The 18204-nt window shown below is 69.3% G+C and carries 13 protein-coding genes; 4 read left to right on the forward strand and 9 right to left on the reverse strand.

The annotated features are described in order from the left end of the window. Positions 1 to 6: 6 nt before the first annotated feature. Positions 7 to 984: an AAA family ATPase gene (locus BLV57_RS32365; protein ID WP_245757614.1), complete on the reverse strand. Its 978-nt coding sequence runs from the start codon at positions 982 to 984 to the stop codon at positions 7 to 9. Between the two features lie 463 nt (positions 985 to 1447). On the opposite strand from BLV57_RS32365, the gene BLV57_RS32370 reads away from it, so the two are divergent. Next, entirely contained in the window at positions 1448 to 4168 is a 2721-nt protein-coding gene (locus BLV57_RS32370; RefSeq protein ID WP_143047197.1) for an nSTAND1 domain-containing NTPase, read from the forward strand. Positions 4169 to 4378: 210 nt separating this feature from the next. On the opposite strand, the gene BLV57_RS32375 is transcribed toward BLV57_RS32370, so the two are convergent. From BLV57_RS32375 to BLV57_RS32405, 7 genes are all read right to left on the reverse strand, one after another. Further along, positions 4379 to 5821: a glycoside hydrolase family 3 protein gene (locus BLV57_RS32375; protein ID WP_091295464.1), complete on the reverse strand. Its 1443-nt coding sequence runs from the start codon at positions 5819 to 5821 to the stop codon at positions 4379 to 4381. A gap of 3 nt (positions 5822 to 5824) precedes the next feature. Further along, positions 5825 to 6655 carry a carbohydrate ABC transporter permease gene (locus BLV57_RS32380; protein ID WP_091295466.1) on the reverse strand — a complete coding sequence of 277 codons (831 nt, stop codon included), beginning with the start codon at positions 6653 to 6655 and terminating at the stop codon, positions 5825 to 5827. Then, complete coding sequence (locus tag BLV57_RS32385) at positions 6652 to 7638, reverse strand: carbohydrate ABC transporter permease (RefSeq protein ID WP_091295469.1); 987 nt, start codon at positions 7636 to 7638, stop codon at positions 6652 to 6654. The genes BLV57_RS32380 and BLV57_RS32385 overlap by 4 nt, the downstream gene beginning before the upstream one ends. Then, positions 7635 to 8930: a sugar ABC transporter substrate-binding protein gene (locus BLV57_RS32390; protein WP_091295472.1), complete on the reverse strand. Its 1296-nt coding sequence runs from the start codon at positions 8928 to 8930 to the stop codon at positions 7635 to 7637. Before BLV57_RS32390 ends, BLV57_RS32385 begins: the two co-directional genes overlap by 4 nt. Positions 8931 to 9243: 313 nt before the next feature. Further along, positions 9244 to 10764, reverse strand: coding sequence for an amidohydrolase family protein (locus BLV57_RS32395; RefSeq protein WP_218134924.1), 1521 nt, complete (start codon positions 10762 to 10764; stop codon positions 9244 to 9246). 41 nt (positions 10765 to 10805) lie between these two features. Further along, on the reverse strand, positions 10806 to 12698 hold the full coding sequence (locus BLV57_RS32400; RefSeq protein ID WP_218134925.1) for a hypothetical protein: 1893 nt from the start codon (positions 12696 to 12698) through the stop codon (positions 10806 to 10808). 149 nt (positions 12699 to 12847) lie between these two features. Then, positions 12848 to 13630: a hypothetical protein gene (locus tag BLV57_RS32405; protein WP_091295479.1), complete on the reverse strand. Its 783-nt coding sequence runs from the start codon at positions 13628 to 13630 to the stop codon at positions 12848 to 12850. A gap of 143 nt (positions 13631 to 13773) precedes the next feature. Here BLV57_RS32405 and BLV57_RS32410 point away from each other — a divergent pair, with 143 nt between their 5' ends. The 3 genes from BLV57_RS32410 (at position 13774) to BLV57_RS32420 (ending at position 15781) form a co-directional block, all read left to right on the forward strand. Further along, on the forward strand, positions 13774 to 14163 hold the full coding sequence (locus BLV57_RS32410; RefSeq protein ID WP_091295482.1) for a hypothetical protein: 390 nt from the start codon (positions 13774 to 13776) through the stop codon (positions 14161 to 14163). Between the two features lie 62 nt (positions 14164 to 14225). Then, the gene (locus BLV57_RS32415; RefSeq protein ID WP_091295484.1) at positions 14226 to 15305 is read left to right on the forward strand and encodes an NAD(P)H-dependent amine dehydrogenase family protein; all 1080 of its coding nucleotides are present in this window, start codon (positions 14226 to 14228) and stop codon (positions 15303 to 15305) included. Then, positions 15302 to 15781, forward strand: coding sequence for a carboxymuconolactone decarboxylase family protein (locus BLV57_RS32420; RefSeq protein WP_091295487.1), 480 nt, complete (start codon positions 15302 to 15304; stop codon positions 15779 to 15781). The genes BLV57_RS32415 and BLV57_RS32420 overlap by 4 nt, the downstream gene beginning before the upstream one ends. Positions 15782 to 16459: 678 nt before the next feature. Here the strand turns inward: BLV57_RS32420 and BLV57_RS32425 are convergent. Next, positions 16460 to 18001 carry a GMC oxidoreductase gene (locus BLV57_RS32425; RefSeq protein ID WP_091295489.1) on the reverse strand — a complete coding sequence of 514 codons (1542 nt, stop codon included), beginning with the start codon at positions 17999 to 18001 and terminating at the stop codon, positions 16460 to 16462. Positions 18002 to 18204: the final 203 nt, after the last annotated feature.

Here is an 18204-nt window from a genome sequence, read left to right on the forward strand (position 1 = left end):
CCCGGGTCACCGAGGTTCCGGGGCACGGGGAACCGGCGTGCCGTCGAGAATCTCCTCCACGATGGACTTCGCGGTCCGCTTGGCGATCCGCGCCTCGGAGGTCAGCAGCAGCCGGTGGGTCAGCACCGGCACCGCGACGGCCTTGACGTCGTCGTCGGTGACGAACTCGCGGCCCATCGACGCGGCGTAGGACTGCGCGGCCGTGGCCAGCGCGATGCTGCCGCGCGGGCTGGCGCCGAGCTGGACGTCCGGGTGCTCGCGGGTGGCACGGGCGATCAGCGCGATGTAGTCCTGCAGCTGGGCGGAGACGTGCAGCTGCCGGACGGTCTTGATCATCGTGCGCAGGTCGTCCAGGTCCAGCACCGGGTCCAGCTGCTCCGGGCGCCGCCTGGCGATGCCGTCGGCGATGATGCTGACCTCCTCGGCCACCTCGTCCGGGTAGCCGATGGCGATGCGCATCAGGAACCGGTCGAGCTGGGCCTCGGGCAGCACGTAGGTGCCCTGGTGCTCGACCGGGTTCTGGGTCGCGATGCAGAGGAACGGCTCCGGCACCGGGCGCGGCTCGCCGTCGACCGTGACCTGGTGCTCGGCCATCACCTCGAGCAGCGCCGACTGCGTCTTCGGCGAGGCGCGGTTGATCTCGTCGCCGAGCAGGATGTTCGCGAAGACCGGGCCCTGGCGGAACTCGAACCCGCCCCTGGCCTGGTCGTAGATCTGCACCCCGGTCACGTCGGCCGGGAGCAGGTCGGGGGTGAACTGGACCCGTTTGACCGTCGCACCGGCGATGGACCGCGCGATCGCCTTCGCCAGGGAGGTCTTGGCCACCCCTGGCACGTCTTCGATCAGCAAGTGGCCCTCGGCGAAGAGACAGACGAGAGCGAGCCGGACCACGTCCGACTTGCCACGGATGAAGGTTTCGACGTTCGCGGCCAGTGCGTGGAAGTGTTTTTGGAACATGGCCGTGTCGGGCGCTGAGTCGGGCAAGTGCGTCCCTCCAGAACTCCGCCGCCGCTGCGTGGTGCAGACCGGCCGGCGCCAAGGATTCTGGATCGTAGCCTCTCACTCACTGCGACAGCGGCCGGTGAGGTCAGGGGCATGATCCCCAGTCTCGTCCCGCCATCGGGTGCGCACCAGGCGTCGCCCGTCTCCCCTGGCCTCGGGCGACGGGAGACGCGCGCCACAGCGAAGGAAAACCCCGTCACGGACATTCTTCGGCGCCGAATGCCCATATTACCGCCGGGGCGGGCCGGGGATCTGGGGTCCACCGGCCCGCCTTGGGGTTTTCCGTTCGTATAGGGCCTCCAGTGAAAAGGGCTTACATTCCCCAGGCGGCAGGCTGGGGGCTTGCCGCTGTCCCCTTTTGTAGCCTTCGCCCGTTGTCCGATGTCGCTCACTGGACAGCGGACATCAACTTCCGGACAATCGGGCGCCCTGGGGAAGGGGAATCGTGCCGAGGACGGAACAGCCACTGGTGCCCGATGGCACCAAACTCACCGAATTCGCCGCTGACCTGCGGAAACTGCGCGAGCAGGCGGGCCGCCCACCGTATCGGGAGCTGGCCAGGCTGGCGCATTACTCGTCGACGACGTTGTCCGACGCGGCCGCCGGGCGGAAACTGCCAAGCCTCGACGTGACGCTGGCCTTCGTGCGCGCGTGCGAAGGGGACGAGGAGGAATGGACCGAACGGTGGAATGCGGTCACCGCCGAGATGAACGCCCGTTCCGAGCCCGCGCGGATCGAAACGGGGCAACCGCCCTATGCCGGTTTGGCGCCATTCGGGCCGGATGATTCCGGCCGGTTCTTCGGCCGCGAACGCGTGATCGACCAGGTGTTGTCCCGGCTCGCGGAAAAACGTTTCATCGGCGTTTTCGGCGCGTCCGGCGCCGGGAAGTCGTCGGTGCTGCGCGCCGGGGTGGTGCCGAGGCTCGGGCAGGGCCCGGTGCTCGTGGTGACCCCCGGTTCGCTCCCGGCGGGCGGGCTCACCGAGCTCGTCGAGCGGGACCGGGCCGAGGTCGTCGTGGTCGACCAGTTCGAGGAGATCTTCACCGTCCGGCAGGACGAGCACGCGTTCATCGCGGAGCTGATCGGCCTCTCGCGGGACCGCTGCCGGATCGTCGCCGGGGTGCGCGCCGACTTCTTCGCGCACTGCAGCGCGCACGCCGACCTGGTCGAGGCGTGGCGCGACGCCCAGATCACCGTCGGCCCGATGACCGCGGCCGAGCTGCGCGCGGCCATCACCCGCCCGGCGATCGACGCGGGCTGCGTCGTCGAGGGCGCGCTGGTGACCCACCTGGTGATGAACGCGCACGGCCGCGCCGGCGTGCTGCCGCTGCTCTCGCACGTGCTGCTCGAAACCTGGCGCCGCCGTCACGGCAAGACGCTGACGCTGGCCGCCTTCCACGCGGCGGGCGGCATCGACGGCGCGCTCGCCAAGACGGCCGAGTCGCTGTTCACCACCTTCGACTCCCGCCAGCGCGAAGCCACGAAACAGCTGTTCCGCCGCCTGATAGCACCGGGTGAGGGCACCGAAGACACCAAACGCCGCGTCCCGCGCCACGAGTTGCCGCCCAGCATGGACGTGCTCGGCCCGCTCGCCGAAGCCAGGCTTGTCACGGTCGACGGCGACGGCGTCGAAATCACCCACGAAGCCCTCATCCGGGCGTGGCCGCGCCTGCGCGACTGGCTCGCCGAGGACCGCGACGGCCTGCGCCTGCACCGCAGGCTCAGCCTCGCCGCCGCGGACTGGGAGTCGCTCGACCGCGACCCCGGCGCCCTCTACCGGGGCGCGGGCCTCGAACTGGCCCGCGGCCTCTCCACGGCCACCCTGGCGCCACGCGAACGCGAGTTCCTCGACGCCAGCCTGGCCGCGGAGGCGGTCGAACGCGCGGCGGCGGAACGCGGCGCCCGCCGTCGCCGCCAGCTCATCGCGGTGCTCACCGTCCTTTTGGTACTGACCGCGGGCACGACCTTCTACGCGGTGCGCGCGGAGAACGAGATCAGCGGCCAGCGCAACGTCGCGCTCGCGGAGAAGGTCGCCGCCAACGCCGTAGCGCTCCGCCAGACGAACCCCGCGCTGGCCGCCCAGCTCAGCGTCGCGGCCTACCGCCTTTCACCGACCCGCGAGACCCGCGACGGACTCCTCGCCACGATGGCCGTCCCGCTGGAAGGCCATACCCAGGTCGTCGGGTCGGTCGCGTTCAGCCCGGACGGGCGCGTGCTCGCGACGGGCAGTTTCGACCACACGGCGGCGTTGTGGGACATCTCCGACAGCGCGCACCCACGCAAGCTCTCGGACCTCACCGGCCACGCGGACCTCGTCACGACGGTCGCCTTCAGCGCGGACGGGCGGTCGGTGGCGACCTCGGGCCGCGACAACACCATCCGGCTCTGGGATGTGAGCGACCCGCGGAAGCCCGCGCTGCTGAACGTCTTCAAAGGACACACCGACACCGTCTACATGGTGAAATTCAGCCCTGACGGCCGTTTCCTCGCGACCGGCAGCTACGACAAGACCGCGCGCCTGTGGGACGTCAAGGATCCGGCTCGCTCGACGGTCCTCACCGGACACACGCTGAGCGTCAAACCGGTCGCCTTCAGCCCGGACGGCCACGTGCTGGCGACCGGCAGCGACGACCGCACGATCCGACTGTGGGACGTGAGCGATCCGCTCCGGCCATCCTCGCTCACCGTCCTCAAAGGGCATACGGACTTGGTGGCATCGCTCGTCTTCAGCCCAGACGGCCGCACGCTCGCCACCGGCGCGAACGACCACACGGCGCGGCTGTGGGACGTGCGCGATCCCCGGCAGCCGCTGGAGCTGGCGACGCTGAGCGGGCACTCCGACATCGTGTCGTCGGTGGCGTTCAGCAACGACGGGCGACGGCTGTCGACGGCGAGTTTCGACCACACGGCGCGGATCTGGGACGTGAGCGACCTTCGCCACCCGGTCGACCTGACGACGCTGACCGGGCACGCGGGCGCGGTCAACTCGACGGCGTTCAGCCCGGACGGGCGGCTGGTCGCGACCGCCAGTGACGACCACACGGCGCAGCTGTGGGACACCGACCTGGCGCGGGTCGAAGCGAAGGCCTGCGCGACGCCGCCGATCAGCCGGGCGGACTGGGACCACCACCTGCCCGGCCTCACCTACAACCCACCCTGCGACTAGGGGGGTCACGCTGGCCCCGGTGACAAGGGCGGCCCTTGTCACCCAGAGCGTTGCAAGGGCGGCCCTTGTCACGTGCCCAGGGTGGATGAGTCCGAGCGAGTGGAAGGATTTCTGCACCCAACGGAGCAAACCTTCCACTCGCGCCGAGACTCGGGCGGTAGGTAGCCAGGTACCGGTCCGTTAGAACCGGCCGCAACACTCACGACCCCATTAGGCCAGGTACTCCGCGGCCGCGCGCAGGCTCACGTGGGAGCCGCTGAAGGTGTCGATGCGGGCGCCCGGGGTCGCCGGGCCGGGCACGCCGGTTTCGACGTGGATCAGGCCGGGCACGGAGGTGCGGAACACCTCGAGCATCGAGCGCACCGCGGGGTGCCGGTGCGCTTCGCGGGTCACCACGACCACGCTGGAAAACCCAGCCGCGGCGGCGAGCACCGAGTCGACGTCCCCGGGTGACACGGTCAGCGCCCGCGTCCCCGGCACCAGCGAGGTCAGCAAAGCGCCGAGCCCCCAAGGCATCGGCCCGGCGGCGATGTTCGGCTCCGTCTGGACGTCCACGACCAGCGGCGCACCATCCAGCCGGGGTGAGCCTTGGACTCGCAACGCCTTGCGCGCCGCCTCCAGGCCCAGCCGGTAGTCGACCGGGGTGATCTCCGCGGGAGAAGGCGCCGAGGACAACGCCGCCGTCCGCGCGGAAGCCTCCTCGAGTCGCTCCAAGGGAAGCACGCCCGAGGACACCGCGGCCACGATCGTCGCCGTGATCCGGTCCAGCACCTCGGCGTCGAAGGCCGCGCCGCCGATGCACAGCGCGTCGGCGCCCGCGGCCAGTGAGCGCACCGCGGCCTGGCCGAGGCCGTCCTGCCGCCCGTACTCCCCCGACACCGCGCCCATCTCCAGCGCGTCCGTGATGACCGCGCCGGTGAAGCCCAGCTCCTCCTTCAGCACCGAGGTCAGCGCGCGGGGGTTCAGGGTCGCCGGGAGGTCGCCCCACGCGGGGACGACCAGGTGGCCGGTCATGATCGACCGGACCCCGGCCCGGATGGCCGCGCGGAACGGGACCAGCTCGATCTCGCGCAATTCCTCCTCGGCGCGCGGGAGCACCGGCAGCGCCACGTGAGAGTCCTCGGTGGCCGCGCCGTGGCCGGGGAAGTGCTTGGCGCAGGCCGCGACGCCGTACTTCTGCAGCCCGGTCACGTACGCCGCGACGTGCACCGAGGCGCGTACCGGGTCCGAGCCGAAGGCGCGGACGCCGATGACCGGGTCCTCGGCCGCGAGGGTCAGGTCCGCGCAGGGCGCGAGGTTGACCGTCACGCCGCACGCGGCCAGGCGCTCGCCGAGCGCGGCCGCTACCGAGGTGGTCAGCTCGGGGTCGTCCGCGGCGCCGAGCGCGAGCGGGCCCGGCACGAACGAGCCGGTGGCGACGTCGAGCCTGGTGACGTCGCCGCCCTCCTCGTCGATGCCGATGACCACGTCGGGGCGCTCCGAGCGCAGGCCCGCGGTGAGCGCGGCGACCTGCTCGTCGTCGACCACGTTGCGGCCGAACAGGATCACCCCGCCGAGTCCCTCGCCGAGGCGGCGGCGGAGCCAGTCCGGGGCCGTGGTGCCCGCGAAACCGGGCAGCAGAACGGATTCAGCGAGCTTCTCTGGTGACGACAACCGCTATCCCTTCACCGCGCCGGCGGTCATGCCGGACACCAGCTTGCGTTGCACGATCAGGAAGAAGATCAGCGCGGGCACCGCGTAGATGGCCGACGCGGCCATGATGCCGCCCCAGTCAACGGAGAACGCGGTCTTGAACGACGAGAGCCACACCGGCAGCGTCTGCTTGTTCTTGTCCCGCATGAACACCAGCGCGAACAGGAACTCGTTCCACGCGGTGATGAAGCTGAACACCGACGTCGTGACGAGCCCGGGCCCGAGCAGCGGCAGCGTGACCCGGCGGAACGCGCCCGCCTGGCTGCAGCCGTCGATCATCGCGGCCTCTTCGAGGTCGTACGGGATGCCGTTGACGAAGCCGTACAGCATCCAGATGGTGAACGGCAGCGTGGTCACGAAGTAGATCAGCAGCAGCGACGGCAGCGTGTTGAGCAGCCCGGCGTCCCGCATCAGCAGGTACATCGGGATGAACAGCGCCTCGACCGGCGCCAGCTGCGCGACCAGCACCAGCAGCAGGAAACCCTTGCGGCCGCGGAACCGGAACCGCGACAGCGGCACCGCGGCGAGCACACCGGCGACCAGCGCGCAGAGCACCGCGCCGACCGTGACGATCAGGCTGTTGGTCAGGTACGTCAGGAAACCCGGCTTGGTCAGCGCCGACGTGAAGTTCTCGAGCGTCGCGGAAAACGGGATCAGGTCGTACTTCGGCGACAGGACCTCGCCGGGCGTCTTCAGCGACGTGGTGAACATCCAGTACGTCGGGAAGAAGAACAACAAAGCCACGAGCAGGCCTACGACGGACAGCCCGATCCGGGCCGGGAGTGACTTTTTCACGAGATGTCGCCCTCCTTCGTGCGCACCAGCAGCTGGATGTACCGGGCGGTCAGCGCGACCAGCACCAGCAGCATCAGCACGGCGATCGCCGCGGCGGCGCCGAAGTGGCTGCCCGCGACGCCCTTGAGGTACAGGTAGACCGGCAGCGTGGTGCTCCCGCCGTCGGGGCCGCCCTGGCGGATGGCCCACACCTGGGCGAACACCTTGAAGTCCCAGAGGACCGAGAGGAAGGTGACCATGGTCAGGATCGGCCGGATCGCGGGCCAGGTGACCGCCCAGAAGGCCTGCCACGGGCTCGCGCCGTCCATCGACGCCGCCTCGTACTGCTCCTGCGGCACCCCGATCAGGCCCGCGTAGAGCGTGAACGCCACGAACGGCACCGCCTGCCAGAGGATCAGCAGGCCGATCACCGTCAGCGTGCTCGGCCCGGTCGAGAACCACGAGTAGCCGATGAAGTCGTGGAACCCGAGCTTGTCGAGCGTCTTGTTGAGAATCCCGTACTGCTGGTCGAAGATCCACTGGAAGACCGTGGTCGTCGCGATCACCGGCACCGCCCAGGCGAGCACGAGCGTCACCTGCAGGATGATCCGCACGACCGGCCCGAGGTGACGCATCAGCAGCGCCACGAACAAGGCGGCCAGGATGGTGGCGATCACCAGCGCGGCGGTGAACACCAGCGTCCGGACGGTGACCTCCCAGAACTCGGGGTCGGCCAGCGTGGTGGCGAAGTTCTCGAAGCCGATCCAGATCATCTGGCCGCGGACCAGCTCGCCCAGGTCGAGCTTGCGCAGGCTGATGGCGAACAGCTGGATCGTCGGCCAGCCCAGCAGCACCACGATGGCGATCAGCGCGGGCAGGATCAGCAGGTACGGCACGGTCTTCGGCGCGAAACGACCCTTGCGCGACGACACCGGGCGCTCGGCACGCGCCGGTGCCGGCGGGGTCGCCCCCGCCGGCACCGGCACTTCCTTGGTCGAGGTCATCCGCCGATGATCTTGTCGAGTGCGGCGTTCGCGTCAGCGGTGGCCTGGTCCAGCGTCTTCTTGCCGGTCAGGTACGCGGTCAGCATGTCCTTCAGCGGGTTCTGGCCGGACTCGACCTCGCCCCACTTCGGGCTGGCGGGCACGGCGCGGCCGTTCTTCGAGGCCTTGGCCATCACGGCGGCCAGCGGGTCGGAGTCGAGGCCGCTGGTGTCGGTGGAGGCGCCGGGCACGTAACCGGCCTTGACGAGCTCACCCTGGTACTTCGCGGAGCACATGAGCTTGATGTAGTCCTTGGCCAGCTGCTGGTTCTTGCTGTTCAGCGGGATCATCAGGTTCGAGCCACCGAGGAACACCGGCGCGGTCTGGCCCGCGGTCTTGCTCGGGATCGGGAACGCGCCCGACTTCTCCTTCAGGCTCGGGTCGGTCTTGGCGGCCGTGGCGACCTCGTAGGGCGCGCCGATGAACATCGCGACCTTGCCCGCGCCGTAAATGGTGGCCTGCTGCGGGGTGGCCTCGTCGTTGTCCTTGGGCGCCTTGGTGCCGGAGGCCTCGACGAGCTGCTTGTAGAACTCGATGCCCGCCTTGGAGCCGGCGCTGTCCAGCGTCGACTTGAACTTCTTGCCGTCGGCCTTGGCGACGTCACCGCCGTCGTCCCACAGGAACGAGAGCAGCGCGTACCAGTACTGGCCGGGCAGGTACAGCGGCTGGAAGTCGGGGTCGCTGCCGAACTTGGCCTTGAGCTTGGTGATGGCGTCGAGCCACTCCGCGCGCGAGGCCGGCGGCGTGGTGATGCCCGCCTGCTCGAACAGGTCCTTGCGGTAGATCACCTCACGGTTGGCGGCGTAGAACGGCACACCGTAGGTCTTGCCGTCGTACTCGCCGGAGGCCTTGAGGCCCGCGAGCCACTGGGCGCCGTTGAAGTCCGCGACGGAGCCGGAGAGATCCGCCGCCACGCCCTGCGCGGCGAAGAACGGCGTCTGGGTGTTGCCGACCTCGATCACGTCGGGCGGGCTGTCACTGGCCAGCGCGGCGGTGAGCTTCTCCTGGATGCCCTTCCACTGCTGGATCTCGTACTTGACCTTGACCCCGGGGTGCGCGTCTTCGAAATCCTTGTGCAGTGCGGCGCTCATGGAATCGGGCGCGGTGCCGGTCATCAGCCAGACCGTGATCGTCCCGTCCTTGGGCGGCGCGCTCGACTGATTGCCCGCGTCACTGCCGCCTGATCCGGCACAGCCCGCGGCCGCGAGCGTGGTGGCGGCGATACCCGCCGCAAGCTTGAGCCAGCGCTTCACTCGTTGCCGTCCTTTCGATGCCCGGCTACCGGCCGGGCGGCCAAAAATGGTGTAGACCAATGCGGCGAGAGTGGTACGTACCACAGCAACTGTCAAGGCTGTTGCCCGTACGTTGCAAAGACGACAACTTTTCTCACTGTGCGCCACCGCGCGCTCACGGTGTGGCCACAAGATCGGGAGAGACCGACGAAGTGCCGCGAGATACCGGTCAGCGGCAACATGATTGGGGCAAAGTCCCTTAACCAAAGAGGGTCGTGAGTGGCGTGGCCGGTTCTAACCGGCCACGCCACTCACGACCCTTGACGTGCTCGGCTCAGCCTTCGAATGCCCGGAAGGCCGCCTCCTGTGCCCATTCGGCCGCGGCCTTGGGACTGTCATGGAGCAGCTGCTTGCAGCGCTGGCTCGGGTTCGCGCCACCGAGCACCGAACCCGCGCAGGCCGCGACCGGGCGGAAGTCGTCCGGTCCGCGCCACAGGCTGGCGCCCTGGATGAAGCCGTGGTCGAGCGAGGCCCGCGAGATCTGCTTGAGCTGCCGGTAGGTCTGGTGCTGCTCGGTCACCGCGCGCACGTAGTCGGCGGTGATGTCGCTGCGCGAGACGCCCGGGTCGTCCGTGGCCAGCCCGATCGGGACGCCGAACCGCTGATACCAGCGCATCGGGTGCTCGGGGCCGGACACCTCGAGGATCTGGGCGTTGCTGGTCAACGGCGTCTCGACGAGCACGTGACGGTCCGCCATCTCGCGTGCCAGCTGGGCGGCGTTCGTCTCGTGCCGCACGTCGACACCGTGGCCGATGCGTTCGGCGCCCGCGATCTCGACGGCCTCCCTGATGTGGAACAGGATGTCGGCGGGCGGGACCAGGTCCGGGGTCAGCTCGCCCGCGTGCAGGGTGATGCGGGTCTTCGGGTAAAGCTGGTGCAGGAAGCCGACCATGGTCATGTGCAGGTGGTAGTCACGCAACGCGATCGGGTCGTCCTCCGGCTGCACCAGGTTGACGCCGACGTAGCGGCCGTCGACCTGGCCGAGTTCGAAGCCGAGCAGCAGATTGGCGAACACGATCTCGGGGTTGGTCGCGCGCCCGACCTGGTAGTCGTAGCGGATCGGGAAGACGCAGGCCCGCGAAGCCGACGGGGTGCCACACTTCAGCGCCGCGTTGAACTGGGCGTAGTCGGCGTCGGTGTCCGCCTTCGAGGCGGCGACGACCTTGGCCATCGCGCCGCCGTCCAGCATTTTCTGCCGCATGACGGCGAAATCGGCGTTGAAGCCGACGCTCGCGGCGAGCGCGCGCACCGCGGCGCCCTGACGCGAGATCAGCGTCTCCAGGTAGAACTGGTTCTGCCGCTGCGCGATTTCGGCGACCTCGGCGAGCATGTCACCCTTGTGGCGGTCGGTGGCCGCGCCGAACTTGCCGAAAGTCGCGAAGAAATGATCGTGCCCGGATTCCGGGCCGTGCAGATCGAAGCCTTCCATCGACCAGGCACGCAGCACGGCCGAATAAAATCCCTTGTCCGTATTCGTGTCCGCGGCGGGCCGTTGCGTGGCCGTGCACGGCGGATAAGACGCGGCCAGGGTCGTTTTGTCGATACAGAGACCGTCCGAGACGGCGTAGCGGATCAGCGATTCGGTCGATACCGCGCCGGACAGGTGATTGTGCAGGTCACCGCCCTTCGGGAAAGCACGCAGGAACCGGGCGAGGCCGTCGGGGCTCTGCCGCAGCGTGTCGAGCCTGGCGGAAATCCGGTCTTCGGAAGACAACGGCGACGCGGTCGCCGGAACCGCCATGACCAGGCTCGCCACCACCGTCGCCGCGGCCAGCATCGCTCTTCGGGTCAGCACATTTCCTCCCCTGATAACTGGAAAAGCCACGGCTTTCCTTCCTAGCGGCTCACGCTTTCCCTGTGATCCGCCGAAAGAGCGGCGCCCGTAAGGTCGGCGGCAGGCCGATAGCAGCACCGCATCCCGGTGTGGACCGCGTCGCGCACCAGCGTGCCGAGCGCCGGGTTCACCGCGGCGACCCGGTCCAGCGCCCGGCGGATCGCCTTGCCGACCGCGATCCTGGCCCGCTCGGGCTCACCGGCGAACCGCCGCGCCCGGCCCGCGAGCCCGGTCGACGCCCGCAGCTCGTTCGCCAGCCACTCCAGCTCGGCACGCGACCGCGAGGCCCGTTCGAAATCGCCAGCCGAGTCCGCTTCCTCGATGTCGCCGCGCAGCTCCTCCAGCCGCCGCCGGTACTGGCGCAGCGCGACCTCGTCCAGTACCTCCTGCCCCGCCGCGTGATCCGGCCGCCCGGCCAGTTCCACCGCCGCGATCTCGACGTCCGGGTTGGCGATCAGCGTTGCCAGATAACGGATCCCGACCGAATCGTCCACTTCGGCCGACTGGCCTGCCAGCTCGACGCGCCAGCTCCGTCCACTTCGGACACACGTGGCCCGCGCGGCGGGCTCGCCGGGCAGCACCATCCCGAACGCCTCCGCCTCATGGGCGGCGACGGCCAGCTCGGTCCGCGCCTCGGCCACCTCACCCTTGGCCATCAGCGCCCGGCCGAGCCGGAACCGGGACAGGACCGAGGCCGGCCAATGCCCGAGCGCGGCGTTCTGGTCGAGCGCGGCCCGGAAATGCCCGATGGCACGGCCGGTGTCGCCGAACGTCACCGCCGCGACCCCGAGCGCTTGGTGCGCCGAGCCGACGCACACGATCGCGCGCCCGCCCATGACCGGCAACCAGGCGTAGGGCGCCAGCAGCTCGTACACCCGCGCGGCGATCTCGGAGTCCCCCAGCAGGAACGCGGCTTCGGCCACCCCGTTCATCCCGATCAGCCACGAGCTCGACCGCGGCTGGGCCGCGAAGTCGTCGCCGCGGAACCTCGCCAGCGCCCCGCGTGCCGTCCGCAGGTCACCCGCGGTCGCCGCCGCGACGGCCAACGTGGGCAGGAAACCGTTGTCGGTCTCGCTCAGCTTGGGCGAGTTCGCGAGCTCCGTGAGCGGGCCTGCCAGCTCGGCGATCCGGCCCTGATACCACCGGATCGCCGCCAGCTGGGCGCCCAGCCAGCCGACCTCGTCGGCGTTGCCCGCGGCCTTGCCGTACTCGGCGCATTCGTAGGCGAGCCGCTCCGCCTCGTCCAGCCGTCCCGTCCGGATGCCGAGCATCACCCGCATCCCCGCGACGGCGAACCAGACGGCCGTGTTGCGCCGCGCGGCCGTCGAGCCGGAAACCTCCGAGAACGACCGCTCCGCGTGCGGATCGCCGAGCAGGAACAGGTCGATGGTCCGCCAGAGCAGGCCCATCAGCGCGTCGCTCGGCCGGTCGGTGCGCGCACCCGCCCGCATCAGCTCTTCGGCGAGCCCCAGCCGCGCCCGCGCCTGGTCGGGGCCGAGCAGGCAGTTGTGCGCCAGGCTCAGCGCCTCCGCGTACGCGACCGGGTCTGGCCCGTGCCTGGCCTGCTCGAGCAGCGGCAGGATCGTCCTATGCCGCCCGGCCCGGTAGTCGGATTCGGCCGCCAGCCGGATCCGCAGCCGCAGCGCCTCCGGCCGGTGCCCCGCCACCGCCAGCGCGGCCCGCTGGCACGACTCGACCTTGGCCGCGGCTTCGACCGGCCGGTGCTCGTGCACCCACAGCCCGCCCAGCCCCAGCGCGGCCGCCGCCATCAGCCGCCCGTCACCCGCCTCGTCCGCGAGCGCGTACGCCCGCGAGAACCAGGACCTCGCGGCCGTCAGATCACCTTCGACGTGCAGTGCGTATTCACCGGCATCGAGCAAAGGACGAGCCTCCACACCGTCCACCTCCCCACGAGACTGACGTGTGTTGTGCACTCACTCGTCAGGAGCGGGGAAGGTTCAGCAGCGGCTCGCTTCTCACTCGAATGGACTAGCGGAAATCGTTTCCCGGCCCCGCCGGAGCGAGGCCGGGAAACGAGCCGGCGCTAGTGGATTTGCCGCAGCGCGGCCACTCCGATCGGGTAGCTGGTGCCTGCGGCCGCGGCGTTGATCGCGTCGGTGAAGTCGATCGGCGGCGACGGCTTCCTCCGGTTCACGATGACCGAATCGAAGCCCTGGTGCCCGTTGTAGGCCGTGCAGATCAGCTCCACCTCGACGAACTGCGGGGTGGCGTCCGGCCACAGCCAGTGCGCGATACAGGAGGGCTTCAGCCTCGCGACGAGGTTGGTGTTGGCATTGCGCAGCGTCGCGGTCAGCTCGGGGTTGGTCAGCCCCGAGTAGGCCCGCGCGATCAGCGCGATCGGGCCGACGGTGTTCAGCGCGAAGCCGATCTCGTCGACCGCGGCCTCGCCCAGCAGCGGGATCCGGTTGTCGGCCTTGGACACGCACGCCGAGGCCTCACGGGCGAAGGCCTGCTTCTGGTCCAGTGTCAGCCTGGTGATGTCGGCGAAGTCGCCCACCGCCGGCCGCGCGCAGTCCTTCACCTCCGCGGCCGCGAGCGCGTCGATGTGCGCGAGGATCTGGCTCTTGGCCGCGTTGATCGCGTCGATGATCTGGGCGGTCGCCTGCTCCAGCGTCAGCTGGTTGGCGAAGAACTTGTTGTACAGGTCGTAGGCCGTCTGCAGGGCGTCCTTCACGTCGCCGGGGGTCACCGCGTTCGCGGGCTGCGCGCCGGGCACGAGTACCGCCACCGCGGTCACGCACACCGCCGCCGCGGTTCTCAGCCGCGTGCCGAACGAGAGGTCCCGGTCGCGTCCGAACAGCTTCATGTCCGTTCCTCCTTGGTTTCGCCTCACCTCACTGGGGCGTTCCATCGGCGTTCCACGGGCGTTCCAGTGCGGATTGCGGCAGGCTGGTGGCGATGTGGGATGCTCCCCATGCTTGAGGGCAGGCCATACGAGAGGTGACGGGTGTGACCAGCTGGACCGACGTGATCAACTTTGTCCGTACGCGGTACGAGGTGCTGGAGGAGACCGGCGACTGGCTGCGGTTCCGGCTCGACACCGAGGAAAGCCGCACCCAGCAGGTGTCCGTGCACCACGTGACCGGGGACGGCGCGGCGTGGCTGGAGATCTCCTCCCCGGTCGGCTACGCGGACAAGATCGACGCACGCCGCCTGCTCGAGCTGGCAGGCAAGTCGCTCGTCGGCGGCGCGGGTGTCGTCGACGGGGTCGCGCTGCTCAAGCACACGGTCCCGCTGGCCGACCTGAGCGTGCGCGACGAGTTCGAGCGGCCGCTGCACCTCGTGGTCAACCAGGCCGACGCGTTCGAGCGGGAGCTGACGGACTCGGACGAGTTCTAGCCGTTGCGCTGAGCGGAACGGTTTTCTAGGCGCGCCGTCGCGCCGTCATTAGCCTCCACCACATGATTGCCACAGTCGTGTGGGGCACCGGCAATGTCGGCAGGGCCGCCATTCGCGCGGTCGACGCGAACCCGGCGTTGAAACTGGTGGCCGTGCTCGTGCACGACCCCGCGAAAGTAGGCCGCGACGCGGGCGAGCTGGCGGGTCTCGAGCACGAACTCGGCGTCGACGCGACCGACGACGCCGAGACCGTGCTCGCCGCGAGTCCCGGCGCCGTCGTCTACGCGGCGTCCGGCGACATCCGCCCGATGGAAGCGCTCGCCGACATCACGGCCGCGATCAAGGCGGGCGCGGTCGTCGTCACGCCTTCGCTGTACCCGCTCTACGACCAGCGCAACGCGCCCGCCGAACTCCGTGAGCCGGTGCTCGCCGCGATCGAGGCGGGCGGCGGCTCGCTGTTCGTGTCCGGCGTGGATCCCGGCTGGGGCAACGATGTGCTGCCGCTGCTCGTCAGCGGGCTGGGCACGACCGTCGACGCCATCCGCTGCCAGGAGATCTTCGACTACTCCACGTACGAGCAGCCGGATTCCGTCCGGTACCTGGTCGGCATGGGCCAGCCGATGGACTACGCGCCGCCGATGCTCGCGCCGATGGTGCCGACCATGGTGTGGGGCGGGCAGATCCGCCTGCTGGCCCGCGCGCTCGGCGCCGAGCTCGACGAGATCATCGAGACCGTCGACCGCCGCCCGCTCGAAACCACGGTCGGCACCAGGACCATGGGCGAGTTCGAGGCGGGCACCCAGGGCGCGGTCCGCTTCGAGGTGATCGGCATCGTCGGCGGCGAACCGCGCATCGTCATCGAACACGTCACGCGCATCCACCCGTCGTGCGCGCCGGACTGGCCGATGCCGCCGAACTCCTCGGGCGCGCACCGCGTGATCATCGAAGGCCGCCCCCGCATCGAGGTCACCATCGAAGCGACCGACGAGGGCGAAAACCGCTCCGCCGGCGGCAACGCGACCGCGGTCGGCAGGCTCGTCAACGCCATCGACTGGCTGGTGGCGGCGGAACCCGGACTCTACGACGCACTCGACGTCCCACTGCGGCCCGCGATCGGCAAACTCGGAAAGGTGGCCCGATGAACATCGACATCCCCGAAGGCAAGGACCCGATCGCCTACGTCTGGGGCGAGATGGTCCCCGGCATCGGCGTCGCCGCGTCCAACTTCTCGCTGGCGGTGTACTCGCACACGACACTCGGCCTGCGCGAGTTCGAAGCGGCCCGGCTGCGCATCGCCCAGATCAACGGCTGCGTGTTCTGCCTGGACTGGCGCACGGAACGCGACGGCGTCAAGGTCGAGGACGAGTTCCCGTCGGCGGTTTTGGAGTGGCGCACGACCGACGCTTTCGACGACCGGACCCGCCTGGCGGCGGAGTACGCCGAGCGGTACGCGCTGGATCACCACGGGCTCGACGAGGAGTTCTGGGGCCGGATGACCGCGCACTACAGCCAGCTGGAGATCGTCGAGCTGAGCATGAGCATCGGGTCGTGGCTCGCCTTCGGCCGCCTCAACCACGTGCTCGGCTTGGACACCGTCTGCGTGATCCCCAAGATCTAAGGGATCGTACGCGCTGCGGGCCCTGGGTGCGCTGTGAAGTGAGGGTGCCGCTCGGTGCTTGGTAAGCACTCGGGGGCACCCGCGCTGCGCGGTCAAGGCCCCCCGCCCACGGCCCTGGGAGACCTGGGTCGTGAACGAGGGGTTCCCCTGCTGCACCCAACGGAGCAGGGGCTCCCCTCGCTCCACCCTGACAAGGCTCGCGCGAGTGGTAACGCTGCTCCGTTAGACGCAGCAGAGTTACCACTCGCGCCGACACCCACCCTGATCCGAGCTTGATCGCGCAGCGAGGGGACCCCCGAGTGCTTACCAAGCACTCAAGGGCCCCCTTGCTTCACTGCGCAACCACCTCGAACTCGGCCAAGGAAATCCATGCCCGCCCGGACCTGGAGACCCGGGGGTCGTGCGCGTTGGGGGCGGTTAGAACCGCCCGCAACGCGCACGACACACCCCACGCAGGCCCCTTGCGCGAGCCCGTTTAGTGAGGGCCTCCCTCACTCAAGCAGCTTGGCGAGGGAGGCCCTGACCCGCATATCTGGGTGAGGGAGGCCCTGACCTCGTATAGCTTGGTGAGGCAGGCCCTCACCAAGCCGAGCCGGGTGAGGGAGGCCCTCACCCAAGCCGCCCAGACGCGCCACATTGGGCTCGCCGCCAAAGGACCGGCCGCGGCGCGCACGAGGCCTAGAGGTCGGTGGCGATGATCTTCTCGATGTTGCGCTCGGCCAGTGCGGTGATGGTGACGAACGGGTTGACGCTCGTGTTGCCAGGGATGAGCGAGCCGTCGATCGCGTACAGGCCCGGGTAGCCGTGCAGGCGGCCGTAGTTGTCGGTGGCCTTGCCGAGCACCGCGCCGCCGAGTGGGTGGTACGTCAGGTGGTCGCCCCAGATCTTGTACACCCCGAACAGATCGGTGCGGTAGATCGTGCCCTCCTTGGCGTTGATCTTGTCGAAGATCGACTTGGCCATGTCGATCGACGGCTGCTTCCACGCGGTCTGCCAGTTGAGGTCGACTTTCCCCGCCGCGCCGTTCCACGTGAACTCCGCGCGGTTCGGGTTCTTCGTGATCGAGAGGTAGAACGAAGCGTAGGTCTCGATGCCCGTCGGCAAGGGAGCCACCTCGGCGAAGGCGCCGCCCGCCGCCCAGTTGTCGATGCCACCGCAGGGAATCGACGCCTGGAGCGCGCCGGTCGCGTCCCACAAATGGTTGGCGCGGCCGCACATGACGTTGCCGTTGTCGCCCCAGCCTTTGCCGACCTCGTTGCTGAGGTTGGGCAGCGCGCCGGTCGCCTTGAGCTTGACCAGGAGCTTGCTGGTGCCGACACTGCCCGCCGCGAAGAACACCTTGTCGGCGGTCACGGTCTTGGTGGCGATGGTGTCGCCCGCGGTGCTGAGCTGGTCCATGGTGACCGTGTAGCCGCCGCCGGACGCCGGCGCCACGGAGGTGACCTTGTGCAGCGGCGTGATGGTGACGCGGCCGGTCGCCTTGATCTGCGCGAGGTAGGTCTTCTGCAGGGATTTCTTGCCGTAGTTGTTGCCGTACAGGATTTCCCCGGCCAATGCGGACTTCGGGACGGTGCCAGCGGCCTCCTTCTTCATGTAGTCCCAGTCGTACACGTCGGGCACGAAGACGAACGGGAAACCGGATCGCTGCGCGTGTTTGCGGCCGACGCGCGCGTACTGGTAGCAGTCGGTGGTGTCGAACCAGGCGGGGTCGATGGTGGCGACGCCGAGACCGGCGTTGGCGCGCGGGTAGTAGGTGTTGTACATCTCGTCGGCGTTGACCGTCGGGAGCACGGCGCCGAAGTTCTCCCGTTTCGGCGTGACGGCCATACCGCCGTTCACGAGCGAACCGCCGCCGACGCCACGGCCCTGGTACACGATGATGCCGCCGAACTCTTCGGCGTCGAGGATGCCGGTGTAGCGCGGGATGTCCTTGTCGATCGGGAAGCCGAGGAAGTTGCTCAGCGGTTGCTTGGTCCGGGTCCGCAGCCAGAAGGACCGCTGGTCCGGCGTGGTCGTATTGGCGAAGATCTTGCCGTCGGGGCCGGGGGTGTCCCAGGCCATCCCCATCTCGACCATCTGCACGTCGACCCCGGCCTGCGCGAGGCGCAGCGCGGCCACCGAGCCGCCGTAGCCGGTGCCGATCACCAGCGCCGGGACCCGGGCTCCTGGGGTGAGTGGCGGGGCCGCGGCAGCACGGCCACCGGCGATCGCGGCGCCCAATATAGAACTTGTTCCTACGATGAACGTGCGGCGCGAGACGTCTCCGAAACCCTTATAACTCCTGCTCTTGTCGCCCATGTGACGTTCCTCACTGTTGGCAGATAAGAACAAGTTATACTTGCAGGAGTAAGTCAAGTCACTACGTACTTGTGAGTAACTTTCAGGTTGATCGCAAGCGCTAGATTTCTCCGAAAAGTGCTCAA

Origin of the sequence: Amycolatopsis xylanica, assembly GCF_900107045.1 — a bacterium.
In the GTDB taxonomy this organism is placed as follows: domain Bacteria; phylum Actinomycetota; class Actinomycetes; order Mycobacteriales; family Pseudonocardiaceae; genus Amycolatopsis; species Amycolatopsis xylanica.